The organism is Gordonia sp. CPCC 205515 (assembly GCF_048537925.1).
Taxonomy (GTDB): Bacteria; Actinomycetota; Actinomycetes; order Mycobacteriales; family Mycobacteriaceae; genus Gordonia.
On the sequence record NZ_JBCLVJ010000007.1, the window covers coordinates 136,069 to 151,427 of the forward strand.

Consider the following 15,359-nt stretch of genomic DNA (forward strand, 5'->3'; position numbering starts at 1 on the left):
GCCTCTTCGGATCAGCCCGGCGACGAAGGAGCCGAGCGCATCCGCCGGGCTGAGCTTGTCGAAGTCGAGGCCACCGCCGCCGCTCTTGTGTCAGCTTGCCAAGCGGGGCAGGCGGACCCAGAAGGTCGCGCCCTGGCCGGGGGTCGAGTCGACACCGACGGTGCCGCCGTGCGCGTCGACGAGTGCGGCGACGATCGACAGTCCGAGGCCACTGCCGCCGCCCTTGTCGCCCCGACTGCGCGATGAGTCGCCGCGGTAGAACCGCTCGAACACGTGGGCGGCCTCCTCGGGGGTGAGCCCTTGGCCGGTGTCGGTGACGGTGAGCACGACGTCGTCGCGGCCGCCGGTCCGATCCAACCCGATACCGACGGTGATGGACGCCTCGTCCGGGGTGTGGGCGATGGCATTGTTGATCAGGTTGCGCAACACCTGCAGTAGGCGCGGCGCATCCCCGGACACCATCGGTGGTTCGTCCGAGTCGCCGATCTGGATCTCGATTTCTCGATGCGGCGCAGCGGCTCTCGCACCCAGAACCGCGTCGGCGGCCAACGCGAGAACATCCACCGGTTGCTCTTCGACCGGTCGATGCGCGTCGAGGCGCGCCAGCATCAGCAGATCCTCGACGAGCAGCCCCATCCGGCCGGCCTCGGTGTCGATGCGTCCCATGGCATCTGCCGCGTCGGGCACCGCACCCTGTTTGTAGAGTTCGGCGAAACCCTTGATCGAGGTCAGCGGGGTACGCAACTCGTGGCTGGCGTCGGCGATGAACCGGCGCATCTTCTCCTCGGAGGTACGCGCCTGCTGCTCGGAGGCGGCAGTCGCCGCGAACGCTCGCTGGATCTGCCCGAGCATCGTGTTGAGCGACGACGACAAACTGCCGACCTCGGTGTTCAGCGGCGCCGGCGGCACCCGCATGTTGAGATTGCCTGCCGCAATGGCGTGCGCGGTTTCCTCCACGCGCCGAAGCGGTTTCAGGCTGTTGCGCACCAGCCAGTAGCTGAGCGCCCCGATGGCGAGCACCACGACGGCACCGATACCGAGTTGCAGCCACATCAGGCGGCGCAACGTCGCCTGCACGTCGGTCAGCGGGGTCGCCACCACCGACTCGCCGTACTCGGTGGCCGTCCGCACGACGCGCCAGTCCGGGCCGTCGCCATCGGCGGATCCGACAGTGACCGGGCCCGGATCGTTCGCGGGGATGGCGTCGACGTCGGGTTCGTCGGCGAAGTCGTTGTTGGTGATGGTGTCACCCGTGCCGATGGTGATCATCGAATAGTATTGCGACGGTGGGCGTCGCGGCCCCGGCGGTGGCCCCTGCTGCGGCGCCTGGGCGGGATCGCGCGGCTTGGCCCAGGTCTGCACGGCGTTCATCAGACCTGCATCGACCCGCGACATCAGGTCCTGTTTCATCGCCGAGGTGACGGCAAGGCCGGACGCGAACAGTCCGAGCACAACCAGCACGAGCGTCAACCCGACCAGCGAGATACGCAGCGGCACTCCGCGTTTGCGGGAATCTTCCAGACGGGACAACAACGGAGCAGGCCCGGATGTACTCGGGGCCTGCTCGGTGGTCTTCGGCGTGGTGGTCACCCGCGCGGCTCCCGCATCACGTAGCCGACTCCGCGCAGGGTGTGGATGAGCGGCTTCTCACCGTAATCCAGCTTGCGGCGCAGGTAGGACACATACGATTCAACGACATTGACCTCACCGCCGAAATCGTAGTTCCACACGTGATCGAGGATGCGCGGCTTGGACAGCACGGTGCCCGCGTTGACCATGAAGTAGCGCAGCAGGGTGAACTCGGTGGGCGAGAGCGGAACCAGCTTCTCGGCCTTGAACACCTCGTGGGTCTCGTCGTCGAGTTCGATGTCGGCGAACCGCAGTCGCGACGAATCCTTGGCCTGCTCGTCGAAACCGCTGCGCCGCAACAACACCTGCAGCCGGGCCACGACCTCTTCGAGGGAGAACGGTTTGGTGACGTAGTCGTCGCCGCCGATGGTGAGTCCGTTGATCTTGTCCTCCACCGAATCTCGGGCGGAGAGGAACAGGGCGGGCGCCTCGACGCCGTCGGCGCGCAGCCGCCGCAGGAGACCGAACCCGTCCATGCCGGGCATCATGACGTCGAGGATCAGGGCGTCGGGTTTGAAAGTACGGCAGCGGTCGATGGCGGCCGGGCCGTTCTCCGATGTCTCGACCTCGTAGCCCTGGAACTTGAGCGATACCGACAACAGTTCCCGGATGTTGGTCTCGTCGTCGACGACCAGGATCTTCGCACCGTTGCCCTTTGCAGTTTCGCTCATGCCATCACTATCTCCCAGGAAGCTCACCTTTCTCTGGATATTGTCTGGGAGCTACCTGTGAGCCGTGACCTGCGGTTTCTAGCTGTCGGAGTCGGGACCGTACAGGTTCGCCACATCCGGCGAGTCGAGCCAACCCGAGTAGGTGGGCCTTTGCGGCCACCCGGTGGGCGAATCCTGCCACTCCTCCTGACGTCCCCACGGGAGGGCGTCGATGAGCGGGAACGTGTGCGCAAGTTGTTCCACTCCCCGCCCGTTCGTGTGCCATGCGCGGTAGACGGTGTCGCCGTCCCGCACGAAGGTGTTGAGCCCGAAGCCCTCGCCGGGCGCGGCGTCCATGTCGGCGCCGAAGCTGCTCTCCGACGACGAGTACCACTCCATCCGGTTGCCGACTTTTCGCCGGTAGGCCAGTGCTTCGTCGATCGGGCCGTTCGTGACGATGACGAACCGGGCGTCGTAGTTGTCGAGGAAGTCGAGGCGGGTGAATTGCGAGGTGAAACTCGTGCAGCCGCCGCACTGAAACTCGGCGCCGTCGTTCCACATGTGGTGGTAGACGATGAGTTGGGGCCGGCCGTCGAAGATGTCGACAAGCCGGATCGGGCCGTCCGGGCCGATGAGGGTGTAGTCGGGCAACTCCACGACAGGTAGCCGTCGTCGCGCCGCGGCGATCGCGTCGAGTTCGCGGGTGGCCGCCTTCTCGCGGGTGCGTAGTTCGTCGAGGGCGCTGCGCCAGGTGTGTTCGTCCACCACGTCGCCGATTCCGTTGGTCATTGATTGCTCCCTTCGAGGTGCTGTGTCTGGGTAGACCGCGACGCCGTCCCGAAGTCATCGGTCCATCAGCTGCGCATGAACGGCGCGGGGTAGCCGGGCGTCGGTCGGACGTCGCCGAGCCAGTCGGCGAGTCGCTCCGCCTCGGCCGCGAGGGCCCGGGTCGCGGCGCGGGGCAGTTTCTCCAGCGGATGCACGACGATCGATCCGTCGTCGCGGTTCTGTCGCCACCCGCCGACGATGCGTCCGCCCCACCAGGCGGTCTGCCCGCCGTTGCCGGTCGAGTCGAAGATGTGGGCTGCGTGGTCGCCGAGATAGAAGTCGCGTTGCTTCCAGCCCATCGTGGTGGGATCGAGTTCGGGCAGCAGCGACGCCTGGGGTGCGGCGTCATCCTCGGGTGCAAGGTCGTCGGCGAGCAGGTAGCCGGTCTGATCGCGATCCAGCTCGACCTCCACGACGTCGAGTTCGGCGAGCGCCGCGCGCACGGCCGTCTTGGTGCTGCCCAGCCACCACACCAGATCGGTCTCGGTGCCCGGGCCGAAGGACCGCAGCCAGCGCTGGATCATCGCGCGGTGCCCGTCGGCCACCGAGATCTGCGGTAGCTCCTCGCCGAGCCATGCCGTCATCGAGGCCCATGCCGGTCGGGACTGAGACCAGGCCACGGCGGTGTTGGGGCCGCGCACGATGTCGCCGGCGGCACTCATCATGTTCAGCACCCGTGGCCCCATCGGGACCCGACTGCCGTAGGACTTGTCCGGGGCGATCTGCACGTAGCCGTCCAGGTCGGGCAGCCGCTCGCGGAGCTGGGTGGACGTGCGGCAGGACCCGTCGGCCAGGTCGCCGAGCACCGCCGCCCGAGCGGTGTCGATCCAGGTGTCGGGGTCGTCGAAGTCGGGACTGCGCCGGAGGTCACGCAGCATGTTGGTGCGTTCGGAGGCGGTCACCCGGGGTCCGATGGCACCGATCGCCTCGGCCAGCACCGGCCGGGTCATCACGAACAGGGTGCGGCGCATCGCCAGCTGTTTGACGACGCTGCGCCGGACGTAGAGGGCGTCGTCCACCACGTCCGGGGTGAGGTCGACCACCCGGGCGCGGGCCGACAGGTAGACGGTGGACGGCGTCGTCGCGTGCAGGCCGACCACGGAGTCGGCGACCTCGGTGACCGTCGCCGCGCGGCTATCGGCCGTGAGTCGGTGCCGGCGCAGCAGCCGCGCCCGGCGTTGGGCGTCGGAGATGAACGGGCGTGCGGTCACGCGACGGGCGGTGCGGCGATCGCCTCGATCTCGACGAGTTGATCGTCGTAGCCGAGCACGGTGACCCCGAGCATCATGGCCGGCGGCACCGGGGCGCCGAACTCGGCGACGACCTCCTGCCACGCGACATACAGGTCGGCCTGCAGATGCTCGGCGACGTAGATGGTCAGCTTCACGACGTCGGTCAACGACGCGCCCTGCTCGTACAGCACCACCCCGAGGATCTCCAGACACCGACGCATCTGGCCGACGACATCGCCGGGTTTGACGATGACACCTTCCGCGTCGAGCGGACTGATTCCGGCGGTGAACAACAGCGGGCCCGGGGCGACCGTCGCGCTGTACGCGTATCCCCCGTCGTGCAGGGCGGCCGATCCGTTCAGGCGAACTCGCGACATGCGCCCGATCCTACGGCTGAGGTCTGACACTGCTGCGCCGTTGCGCGACATGGACCCCCGACCGGGCGGTGTCCGTCGCACCGCCACATGTCGTGCAACGGCGGCAGCGTTGCGGGTTCGTCGCTCCGGTGACCGGCCCTCGAACTCGCTGCAACCAGTTGACCCGACGCGCGTACGCGGATCCATCATCCAGCGCAGGATTGTGGCGTAGCAGCAGGTCAGGACCGGATCCGACTTTCCGGACCGGACGCCGGACCCGTCCGGACCGCTTCGGTTTCGGCAGTCACACGACTCGATTGGCGGCCGTGCCCCTGTTCGGCGCATCATTGACGGGACTTGTCGGTCGGGGATGTCGGTGGGGACGAGTGGACTTTGGTGAGGCTTTGGCCCGGTTGTTCGTGCAGGCCGGGCGGCCGACGCTGCGCGCCGCAGCGTCGCGGTCAACAGTGTCGGCGCAGCGGATCAGTGACTGGCGGAACGGGCGGCATCTGCCGCGGGACTTCGCGACCGTCGAGCCGCTGCTCGTGTGGCTCACGTCGCGGGCCGTCGCCGCGCACGAGGCAGATGTGCTGTCGATCCCGCAGTGGAAAGAACTGTGGGATCAGCATCTGACCGAGCAGCACGACGGAGATCCCGCCCCCGTCGGGAGCGCGCCCGTGACCCGGCCCTACGCGGGGCTGGCCACGCTGACCGCCGCCGACAGGGCGTTGTACTTCGGTCGCGACGATCTGGTGACGACCCTTGTCGATGCCATCCTGGAGACCGCCGCTGCACCCAGCGGGCCGCGGCTGATCATCGTCGCCGGGGTGTCGGGGTCCGGGAAGTCGTCGCTGCTCGGTGCCGGACTCGCCCGGGACAGTCGCCTCGCGGCGCCCCGGCGTGCGGTCGTCACGTCGGACGGCATCGAGGTCGACGGTCCACGCATCGACGAGGCTGCGGACTGCGGCGTGATCGTCGTCGATCAGTTCGAGGATGTGTTCGGCTTGCCCGACGACGACCTCGTCGCCGCGATCGGCTGGGTCGAGGAGTGGGCGCACGACGCGGTGGTCGTGCTCGGGGTGCGCGCCGACTTCTTCGGCCAGTGCGTCGAGTTCCCGATCCTCGCCCAGGCCTGGCAGACGCGCTGCGTGATCGTTTCGGAGATGACCGGCGCGCAACTGCGTGAGGTGATCACCGGTCCGGTCCGGCTCGCCGGCGGACGCATCGAGTCCGGGCTCGCCGACGTGATGATCAACGACCTGCACGCCACCTCCACGATCGGCGATCGTGCCGGCCGGCTGCCGCTGCTGGCGCACGTGCTCGCGGCGACCTGGTCCCGACGCTCCGGCAACCGCATGACGATCTCCGGATATCGCGCGACGGGCGGCATCGCGCGGGCCGTCGCCGACACTGCCGAAGCGGCGTGGTCATCGGTCGACGCGGCCGACCGCAACCTGGCCCGCGCCCTGTTGCTCGCGCTGGTCCATGTCGGGCCCGCAGGCATCGCGCTGCGCGTCCCGCTGGCCACCGACACGATCGCCGACCGTTTCCCCGACCGCATCTCCCGGGTCATCGACATCTTCGCGCAGGCCCGCCTGCTGATCATGTCGGCGGATTCGGTGATGCTCGTGCACGACGTCATCCTCACCTCGTGGCCGCGCCTGGCCGAGTGGATCGCCGCCGATTCAGGAGTGCACCTGTGGCGGCAGCAACTCGACGCCGACACCGTCTCCTGGACCGAGACCGACCACAGCCGCTCATTCCTCTACACCGGCTCGCGGCTGGACACCGCCCGCGCGCATCGAGCCGCGCTGCGCCAGAACTATCAGCATCTCCTCTCCGCCGAGAACGAGGCGTTCCTCGACGCGGCGGTCACCCAGCAACGACGACGCCGCATCATCCGGTTGCTGTCGGTCGCGACGGTGGTGGTGCTCGCGGTCGCCTCGTCGATCACCGCGGCGATCGCGCTGCGTCAGGCACATGACCTGACCCGCCAGCGCAACAACGCCGAGCACGCCGCGCTGCTCTCGCACATCGACAGCCTGCAGCAGAGCAATCCGTCGGTCGCCGCGCGGTTGCTGCTGGTGGCCCAGGGTCTGTATCCGAACGACCCGTCGGTGAGCCAACGGGTTCTCGGAGCCACAACCAGCCCCCTGGCGTTGCCACTGGCCGGGCACACCGGACCGGTATACGACGTGGCCTTCGACACCGATGGTCGGCTGCTGGCCACCGCCAGTGGTGACCGGACCGCCCGGGTGTGGGAACGCGCCGACGACGGCTCCTACCGGTCCGTGTCCACCCTCACCGGATACGGAAACTATCTGACCTCCACCGCCTTTCACCCGACCCGGCCACTCCTGGCGACCGGCAGCGGCGACGGTACGGTGCGCGTGTGGAACATCGACAGCCCTGCGGCACCCAGCCAGGTCACGTCGGTGACACCCGGACACGGCACCGTGTATCTGGTGCGCTTCGCCCCAGACGGACGTCATCTGGCCGCCTCCTCCGACGACGGCTCGGTGACCATCTACCGGGTGGGTGACGACGGATCGCTGACCGAGACCGCAGTACTCGCCGGCCACACCGGCGCGGCCCGCACCGTCGACTACAGTCCGGACGGACGCCTCCTCGCGACGGGCGGCGACGATCGAGTGGTTCGACTGTGGGACAACAGTTCCCCCGATCGCCCCATCCCCGCCGGTGCCCCACTGACCGGGTTCCCGAGCATCGCGCACTCGGTGGCCTTCAGCGCCGACAGTCGCTCGCTGGCGGTCACCGGTGACAGCCCCAACGCTCAGTTGTGGAACGTCGCGGACCCGGCCCGACCGGTGCCGTTCACCACGACGATGCCCACCACCACCGCGGGATCGTGGTCGATCGTCTACGGACCCAACGACAATCAGGTCGCGTCGGCACGCGCCGACGGCGCCGTGACGGTGTGGAACACCGTAGACCCGGCCAACCCGGTCACCATGTGGTCGCTGCAATCGGCCAGCGCTCAGGGGATCTCCGAGCAGGGGTCGATCCGCGCGTTCTCCACCGCGTTCAGCCCCGACGGGTCGAGCCTCGCGGTCGGCCGTTCCGACGGCACCGTGGACCTGTGGCATCTGCCGCCGACGGTCACACCCGACCGCGGTGGCGTCATCACCGGTCTCGCGCGCAGCGCGCAGGGCGAGGTGGTCGCATCGGTCGGCACCGACACCACACTCAATGTCTGGACCGACCGACGAGATGGGTGGATTCAGCATGCGCGCACACCCATTCAGCGGCGGGTCAACGACCATCCGACGATCTCGATGAACGCGGCCGGCACTCAGGCGGCCACCGCGAACAACAACGGCGGACTGGTCGAGGTGTGGGACATCGCCGCGCCGAACCGGCCGGTGCGGACCGCCGAACTGACGGTGGGCACCCGGTACACCAACGCCACCGCTTACTCCCAGACAGCCGACACGCTGGCGACCGGTGCGACGGATACCACTGTGCAGCTGTGGAATACCGCCGACCCACGGCAGCCGGCCCCCGTCGGCGCTCCGCTGACCGGGCCGACCGACCTGATCCGGGGGATCATGTTCAGTCCGGACGGCACTCGACTCGCGGTGAGCTCCGACGACAAGCGGGTCTACCTCTACGACCTCACCACCGCAGGCCTACCGCCGACGGTGATCACCGTCGACGCGCCCGCGGTCAAAGCGATCTTCAGCGCCGACGGAACGAAACTCATTGTCGCCGCGCGAGATCTCACCACCTGGGAGATCACCACCGCAACGCCGCGACGATTGGACCGCAAACCCGATATCCATGCCGCCACACTCTCGTTGACACCGTCAGGACTCGCGGTCGGTACCGCGACGCATCGGCTGATCACCTACACCCTCACCGATTCCGGTGAGCTGCATGACGAACAGACCATCTCCCAACTCATCGTCACCACCGACACCACCACGACCTGGCAACTACCGCAACGGCTGTCGACCGATGCCGAGATCGTCACCGGCGGTGACACCACCGGCAGCATTCAACGTCAGACGACCGATCCCGCTGTTGCACAACGGTGGATCTGCGGTACCACCGCCGAACTCACCCCCGCGCAACGCGAGATGTATCTGCCGCACACCGACATTCCGCCGGAGTGCGGCTGACGGGCTACCGAAAACCGAGGACCTCGTCGCCCCACGCCTGACGCAGCTCGGCGTCGAGATCGTCGACGACGCGATCCTCGGCGTCGATGACCAGCGTTGCGCGGGTGGCGGAGTCGAACCTCGGCCAGGGCAGCGTCGGGTCTGCGGCCGGATCGCCGCGATGCGCGAAGGACGTCCACCGCCGCTGCATTCGGCGCGACACCGCCTCACCGGTCTTGCGTCCACCGAGCCGGAAGGTGATGTCGGCTGGACCCATCGAGAGGTTCCCGAAGACGTACGGCAACTCGGTGGCGTGGGTGGCTCCGAGGGTCAGGACGCGCAACATCCTGGTGGCCCAGTCGAATCGGTAGAGGAAGACGGGTGCACGTTGACTGTGCGCCTGGGCGATCCACACGGTCGGCATGCGGAACGCGATGTCGCGGGCGACGCCGAGTCCGACCACCTTCGGCTTCATCCCCTGGTAGGCCGAGGTGATCTGCGCGCGGGGCGGCAACGTCACCTCCGGGTATTCGGCGGCCAGCGTGGCGAACATCCGCTCGATGTCGGCGGGCGCGATGGGCATCATCGGCGAACGCATCCATTTGAACAGTGCGGCCTCGTCCTTGTTGGTGCCGATCAGCAGCGGCACCGGCAGCGACTCGGCGTCGCGAAAGACATCCATCGGGTTGCGGGGCACCAGGTCTCCGTCGATGACCGGTGCGAACGGGATGGTTCCCGGGGTGTCGGTGGGCACCCGGTCCATGAGCGTCATCGTGGCCTTGACCACCCGGTCGACGGCGAGGCCGACGAGTTCGTCGTGTGTCGCGTCAGCCGCCTCGAGAAACTGTGCGGCCACCCGGGCGGCACGGGCGTGGTCGTACATCGACGTCGCGGGAGAACTCTCGGCAATTGCCTTGTGGAACAGTCCTTCTGCGGCCGGCATGGTGAGTAGCGTGGTGACGACACCGGCGCCGGCTGACTCGCCGAAGACGGTCACGTTGTCCGGGTTGCCACCGAACGCGCCGATGTTGTCACGCACCCAGGTCAGCGCGAGCAGGACGTCACTGAGTGCGGTGTTCGATTCGAACCGCGGCTCGTCGAGGTGCTCGTTGAGGGAGGAGAAATCGCCGAAGCCGAACGCCCCGAGCCGATAGTTGACACTGACCACCACCACGTCGCCGTCGACGACGAGGCGCGCCGCGTCGTAAAGCGGTTGACTGCTGCTGCCCAGGACGTACGCACCGCCATGAATCCAGACCATCACCGGTCGGGGGCGCGAGCCGGTCGAAGCGCCCAACGGGGTCCAGATGTTGAGGAACAAGCAGTCCTCGTCCATCACCACCCCGGGACCGAGGTTGAAGCCGGGCATCTGCGCCTGTGGCGCGACGGCCCCGTAGGCGTCGGCATCGACGACCTCGTCGTGCGGGTGCGGTGGTCGTGCCCGCCGCCAGCGCAGGTCGCCGACCGGCGGCGCCGCATACCGGACGCCCTTCCACACGTCGACCCCGCCACCGGAGGTGCCGCGGATCGGGCCGGTGGTGGGGTGGATGACGAGCGTGTCGGTGGTCATGGTGTCGATGGTGCCGCATTCGCTCGTTCGCCGAATTCCGGGCTCGTCCGGATTTAGAATCGGCCATGGTCACCGGCGGTTACGTGACGACCCACGTGCTCCGACCATCGGCTACGCCACCCTTCGACATTCGCTGTGACGTGGGCGACGCAATGGTCGCCAACATTGCCCTCAACTTCGTGTTCTTCTTCGAACATCATCTCGATGCCGACGCCCTTGCGCAGTCGTTTACCGAGGCGCTCGACCAGTTCCCGCCGTTTGCCGGGCGGATGGGCCTCACCCACGGCCGGATGCGCATTCGATGCAACGGTCGTGGTGTCCCGTTCACCGCCATGTCGTCGGAGCACACACTGTCGACGGCGATCCGGGCCACCACAACCGACACCGGACTCTGGCTCGTCGACCCGGTCGACGGCGCGACGGCGCGGTGGGGCGTTGGTCCCGTCTGTCGAGTGCGCGTCACCCACTTCGCCGACGACGCAACCGCGATCGGCATCTCGTGGCACCACGCGATCGGTGACATGGCGACCTTGATGCTGTTCCTGAACGCGTGGGCCGCGGCGGCCGCCGGCGACCCGATCACGCCGCCGCTGATCGTCGAGGACCGCGCCGCCTACCTCGACGAGCAGCTCCCCGCCGACGGCACCGACGAGCCCGGAATCCGGTTCTTGACGGTCGGCGAAACCATGCGCAGCGCAGCGTATCTGATGCGGGGAGCACACCGGCAACGCACACTCGGCCTGTACTTCGGCGCCGACGAGATCACCCGCATGCGCAACGCCTACGGCGCCGAGACCCGACTGTCCGCCAATGATGTTGTGTGCGCCCACATCTGCGCGAGTCTGATGAACGTAGATCCGACCGTCGACCACCGCACCCTCGCGATCGCGGTCAACCTGCGCGAGCGTGGCGGCCTCGATCCGGCATTGGTCGGAAACATCATCACGACCCTGCAGGTTCCCGTGTTCCGCGGCGAGGATGCCGGGTCGATCGCCGAACGTCTCCGTCACCGGGTGAACCGCCTCGCCGACGAAGGCCATGACATCCGGACCAACCAGCGCATGCTGGACGCGGCCGGCCGCCTGACCGCGCCACGCTGTGTTTCCACTTCCTTTGATCCGGTTCGGTGGAATCCGTTGATCACCAACCTCAGTGGCTTCGGGGTCTACCGGATCCGATTCGGCGGCGCCGACACGTACTACTGCACCCAGGTACTCACGTTGCCGGTCGCTGGGCTCGGCGCGCTGCTCGACGGCACCGGCGGTCGCGGGCTGGTCTTTCAGATGTCGTTGCCGCCCAGGGAGTTCGATGTGATGAGTAAATCCGCAATGCGGGAGAGGATTCACCAATTCCGGCGACCGTCCGACGATATTCCGCAGTTGCACCGCGACATTCACGGCTGACCGGGAACCGAAGGGTCAGCCGACGCGTAGGAGGTCGGCCGGCTCGAGGCGACGCGCATGCAGCATCGGATACACCGCCGAGACGAGCAGGATCAGCCCGACGACGGCCATTCCGCTCACCACTGGTCCGATCGGCACCGCCGGATGCAACGTAATCCCGTAGAACACCGGTGATCCGAGCGTCCACAGGTAGATGAGGCCGATCGCACCCAGCGCGGCGAGCACACCGATCACCACCCACAGGATCATGGCGTTGGCCGCGATGACGCCCTGCTCTTGGCCGGCTGTCGTCCCGATCGCCCGCAGCACCGCCCGTTCCCGGCGGCGCTGCACCAGGCCGAGGATGAAGACATTGAGCACGCTGAGCCCGGCAGCCACCATGACCAGAAATCCCGCGATGGTGAACGGTTGCAGGAATCGGCTGATCCCGGTCGCCGCGGACCGCCACCGTTGCGTGTCGTACACCTGCAGACCGGCACCGAGACGCAGGAAGTCGTCGCGATGTGCGGTCGCCGCCTCGGATGTCGGGTAGTTCACCGCGACCTGATCACGCACCGCAGCCCAGTCCGCCCGGGCCCGCGCGTCGGACACCACCACGATGTCACCCACCGCTGCATCGTTGGCCACCTGCGGTGCAACCACCCCGGCAACACGAAACTGCCGGTTCCCGTTGACTGTGGGTAGGTCGACGACGTCGCCGACACCGACCCCGAGCCGACCTGCGGCGAGTTGGCTGACCGCGACCTCGCCGTCGCGCATCCCCTGCCAGAGCCGTGCCCGGTCGGTTGTCGGCTCGAACATCGCGGCGGCATACCAGTCGCCCGGCGTGACGCCGAAGATCAGTCGGGTCGCTGCGCCCGTGCCGATCGTCGACCGCCATCTCGACGACACGGGTTGTCCGGCAGCAGCTTCGTGCACCAGGGGCATCACGGGATCGGAGATCGCGCTGTCCCGCTGATCGAATGCGGCTTGCGCAGAGAGCAATAACGCGGATGGGAGACGGTCCGCCTGCTGCTCGGCAATCTGGTCGGCCGCCAACGTCTGCATGCTCTGCGCGGCGATGACCAGGCCGGCCGACTCGGTGAGCAACGCGGCCGACAGCGCGAACAGCAACGCATAGCGTTGGATGTCGGCCCCCAGTAACCGTCCGATATCTGCACGGCCCCTGGCAAATACACCGATCAGAAGCGCTGCGATCCGGGGCGCCAGCCACACGGTCACCAGCACCACCCCGAACAACCAGACGGTCAGACCGTTGATCCCCATCGCCAGCGGCAAGACCCCCCGCGCAACCACCTGCAGCAGAAGGACTGCCCCCACCAACAGCGCCACGCCTACGAGCAACGGCCACAAAGGTACTCGCCGCCCGCGCGGCACCCCACCGGCGACCGCCATCGACGCCAGCCCACCGTCACGGATCAGCCGCACCGCCGGACCCAGCATCGCGAGCACACCGCACACGATTCCCACTATCGCGCCCAAGGGGATCACGGTCGCGGTGAAGTGCGCACTGACGCTCGCACCCGACCCGGACAGCACGGACCGTTCGAAGTTCTCGACGAGAAACATGCCGAGCAGATATCCGCTGGGCACCGCCAGCAGTCCGCCGAGGAGACCCACCAGTGAACCCTCGGCGAGCATGGCACCGAACACGCCGGCCGGTCGGGCACCGATCGCGGCAACGGTGCCCAGCACGGCACGCCGGTCCTCCACTGCGAGCAGGATCGTGTTCACCGCGACCAGCACACCGACGATGATTCCCGCCAGAGCGACGAGATCGAGTGTCTGCGTGCCATTTTCGAGGATGGCCGGTGCGTGCGGGCGCGGTGGGCCCACCTCGGCGATGCCGGTGACGGAACGGGTGAGATCGGCGGCGATGCCGGCACCGGTCCGCGGCACGACGAACGCGGAGGTGGCATAGCCCGGCGCGGACAGCAGGCGGGCCGCGATCTCCGGTGACGGCGCGATCAGCACGAAGCCGTCGTTGATGCCGGCGACCAGGTCGAGTTCGTCGAACGTCGACCCGAGGTGTGTCGCTCCCGGCGGCAGGCCGGGCAGTCGCAGTTCGTCGCCCGGCGACACTCCGTAACGCGCCGCGATCGCGGCCGGCATCGCCAGCGGCACACCCGGACCGGGCGCGGGTCGGGTCCCGAGTGCACGTTGGGCGCACTCGAATGGTCCGATGAGCAACTCGATCTGACATGTTCCGCCGAGTAGGAAGAAGCCGTGGGAGTCGGCGGTGGCGGCGGAAACGGGAGTCAGGGCACCGACCACGGGGACCACGGCCCGAGCCCCGGGCACGTCATTCTCGATGCGCGCCACCGTGTCATCGGGCAGTCGGCCGTCGATGATCGGGCTGACCTCCAGGGTTCCGGTGTCGGCGGCATGCGTGAGCGCCGGACCGAACGCGTCGAAGGGACGAGCCAGTTCGGCTTTGAGGATCAGGACGCCGAGCACGATGGTCACGCCGATCGCGACCCCGATCGCGCTGAGCAGCGTCCTCCGCCAGTCGGCGGCCAAGCCCGCGAGGTGGACGCGCCGGAACGTGGTCCACCACCCGCGCACGGCCCGCATCACACCTCACCGCCGGGCGCGGTCGAGGGCCGTGTCCGACCGTCGACGAGGTGGAGTTCGCGGGTGCCGTAGCGCACCGCATCCCGATCGTGGGTGACCAGCACGACGGCCGTGTGCTCCTCGTCGGCAAGCGACCGCAGCAGATCGAGGACCTCGGTGGACGAGTGACTGTCCAGATTTCCGGTCGGCTCGTCGGCCAGCACGATGGACGGCCGGGCGGCCAATGCCCGCGCGACCGCGACCCGTTGCATCTGACCGCCGGACAGTTCGGCGGGACGATGCCGCAGATGATCACCGAGTCCGACCCGCTCGAGCAGTTCCACGCCCCGCGCATCAGCCGACCTGGCCGGCACTCCGTCGAGCACCAGCGGCAGGGAGACGTTCTCGACGGCGCTGAGCATCGGCACCAGGTTGAAGAACTGGAACACGAAGCCGAGGTTGCGCCGCCGGAATGCGGCACGCGCCCCGGCACCGACCGACCAGACGTCGCGGCCGGCCACCGCAACCGTCCCGCGGTCGGGTGCATCCAGCCCACCGGCGAGGTGGAGCAACGTCGACTTACCGGCACCCGACGGCCCGGTCACCACGACGAACTCGCCGGCATCCATCGAGAAATCGAAGTCGACGAGCACGTCCGTTCGCCGGCCACCGATGCGGTAGGCCTTGCTGACGGCACGCAGTTCGAGGGCCGGCGTCACGTGTGGAGGCATCGACTCACGTCTTCTCGCAAACGGTGCGTGACCGCGACGTCGTCACGCCTACCGATCTATTCGACACCCGTCGGACCCCACACGCACGCATCCTGCGCATAGCAAAACGGTTGAGTTGCCGGACCCGGAAATGAGTCGCGTCACATATCGGAACACCACCACGCCGGGCACCCGTTGACCGATGGGCCCGGGGAGTCGGAAGCGAATCGTTGGAGCCCCCTGTCAGGATTGAACTGACGACCGCTCGCTTACAAGGCGAGTGCTCTACCACTGAGCTAAGGAGGCC

10 protein-coding genes and 1 tRNA gene are annotated in these 15,359 nt (G+C 68.0%); 2 read left to right on the forward strand and 9 right to left on the reverse strand.

Features of this window, described 5'->3' with window-relative positions; all coding sequences use genetic code 11:
• Positions 1-90: 90 nt before the first annotated feature.
• From AAFP30_RS09725 to AAFP30_RS09745, 5 genes are all read right to left on the reverse strand, one after another.
• The gene (locus tag AAFP30_RS09725) at positions 91-1,533 is read right to left on the reverse strand and encodes a sensor histidine kinase (RefSeq protein ID WP_419230150.1); all 1,443 of its coding nucleotides are present in this window, start codon (positions 1,531-1,533) and stop codon (positions 91-93) included.
• Positions 1,534-1,586: 53 nt separating this feature from the next.
• On the reverse strand, positions 1,587-2,300 hold the full coding sequence (locus tag AAFP30_RS09730; protein ID WP_419229694.1) for a response regulator transcription factor: 714 nt from the start codon (positions 2,298-2,300) through the stop codon (positions 1,587-1,589).
• Between the two features lie 78 nt (positions 2,301-2,378).
• Positions 2,379-3,068, reverse strand: a complete 690-nt coding sequence (locus tag AAFP30_RS09735) for a DUF899 domain-containing protein (RefSeq protein ID WP_419229695.1) — start codon at positions 3,066-3,068, stop codon at positions 2,379-2,381.
• Positions 3,069-3,133: 65 nt separating this feature from the next.
• Positions 3,134-4,318, reverse strand: a complete 1,185-nt coding sequence (locus tag AAFP30_RS09740; protein ID WP_419229696.1) for a winged helix DNA-binding domain-containing protein — start codon at positions 4,316-4,318, stop codon at positions 3,134-3,136.
• Entirely contained in the window at positions 4,315-4,716 is a 402-nt protein-coding gene (locus tag AAFP30_RS09745; RefSeq protein WP_419229697.1) for a RidA family protein, read from the reverse strand. The genes AAFP30_RS09740 and AAFP30_RS09745 overlap by 4 nt, the downstream gene beginning before the upstream one ends.
• Positions 4,717-5,081: 365 nt before the next feature.
• Here AAFP30_RS09745 and AAFP30_RS09750 point away from each other — a divergent pair, with 365 nt between their 5' ends.
• Complete coding sequence (locus AAFP30_RS09750) at positions 5,082-8,837, forward strand: hypothetical protein (RefSeq protein WP_419229698.1); 3,756 nt, start codon at positions 5,082-5,084, stop codon at positions 8,835-8,837.
• A gap of 4 nt (positions 8,838-8,841) precedes the next feature.
• Here the strand turns inward: AAFP30_RS09750 and AAFP30_RS09755 are convergent, their stop codons facing one another.
• Positions 8,842-10,386, reverse strand: a complete 1,545-nt coding sequence (locus AAFP30_RS09755; RefSeq protein WP_419229699.1) for a carboxylesterase/lipase family protein — start codon at positions 10,384-10,386, stop codon at positions 8,842-8,844.
• A 152-nt stretch (positions 10,387-10,538) separates the two neighbouring features.
• Between AAFP30_RS09755 and AAFP30_RS09760 the strand changes: the two genes are divergently transcribed.
• Entirely contained in the window at positions 10,539-11,789 is a 1,251-nt protein-coding gene (locus tag AAFP30_RS09760; protein WP_419229700.1) for an acyltransferase, read from the forward strand.
• Positions 11,790-11,804: 15 nt separating this feature from the next.
• Here the strand turns inward: AAFP30_RS09760 and AAFP30_RS09765 are convergent, their stop codons facing one another.
• From AAFP30_RS09765 to AAFP30_RS09775, 3 genes are all read right to left on the reverse strand, one after another.
• Positions 11,805-14,363, reverse strand: coding sequence for an FtsX-like permease family protein (locus AAFP30_RS09765; RefSeq protein WP_419229701.1), 2,559 nt, complete (start codon positions 14,361-14,363; stop codon positions 11,805-11,807).
• The gene (locus AAFP30_RS09770; RefSeq protein WP_419229702.1) at positions 14,363-15,073 is read right to left on the reverse strand and encodes an ABC transporter ATP-binding protein; all 711 of its coding nucleotides are present in this window, start codon (positions 15,071-15,073) and stop codon (positions 14,363-14,365) included. The genes AAFP30_RS09765 and AAFP30_RS09770 overlap by 1 nt, the downstream gene beginning before the upstream one ends.
• A gap of 210 nt (positions 15,074-15,283) precedes the next feature.
• Positions 15,284-15,358, reverse strand: a tRNA-Thr gene (locus tag AAFP30_RS09775).
• Position 15,359: the final 1 nt, after the last annotated feature.

Excerpts from the sequence above, each read along its gene's own strand:
- AAFP30_RS09735 (WP_419229695.1), bottom strand. The coding sequence starts at position 3,068 with ATGACCAACGGAATCGGCGACGTGGTGGACGAACACACCTGGCGCAGC.
- AAFP30_RS09770 (WP_419229702.1), bottom strand. The coding sequence starts at position 15,073 with ATGCCTCCACACGTGACGCCGGCCCTCGAACTGCGTGCCGTCAGCAAG.
- AAFP30_RS09730 (WP_419229694.1), bottom strand. The coding sequence starts at position 2,300 with ATGAGCGAAACTGCAAAGGGCAACGGTGCGAAGATCCTGGTCGTCGAC.
- AAFP30_RS09755 (WP_419229699.1), bottom strand. The coding sequence starts at position 10,386 with ATGACCACCGACACGCTCGTCATCCACCCCACCACCGGCCCGATCCGC.
- AAFP30_RS09760 (WP_419229700.1), top strand. The coding sequence starts at position 10,539 with ATGGTCGCCAACATTGCCCTCAACTTCGTGTTCTTCTTCGAACATCAT.
- AAFP30_RS09765 (WP_419229701.1), bottom strand. The coding sequence starts at position 14,363 with ATGCGGGCCGTGCGCGGGTGGTGGACCACGTTCCGGCGCGTCCACCTC.
- AAFP30_RS09745 (WP_419229697.1), bottom strand. The coding sequence starts at position 4,716 with ATGTCGCGAGTTCGCCTGAACGGATCGGCCGCCCTGCACGACGGGGGA.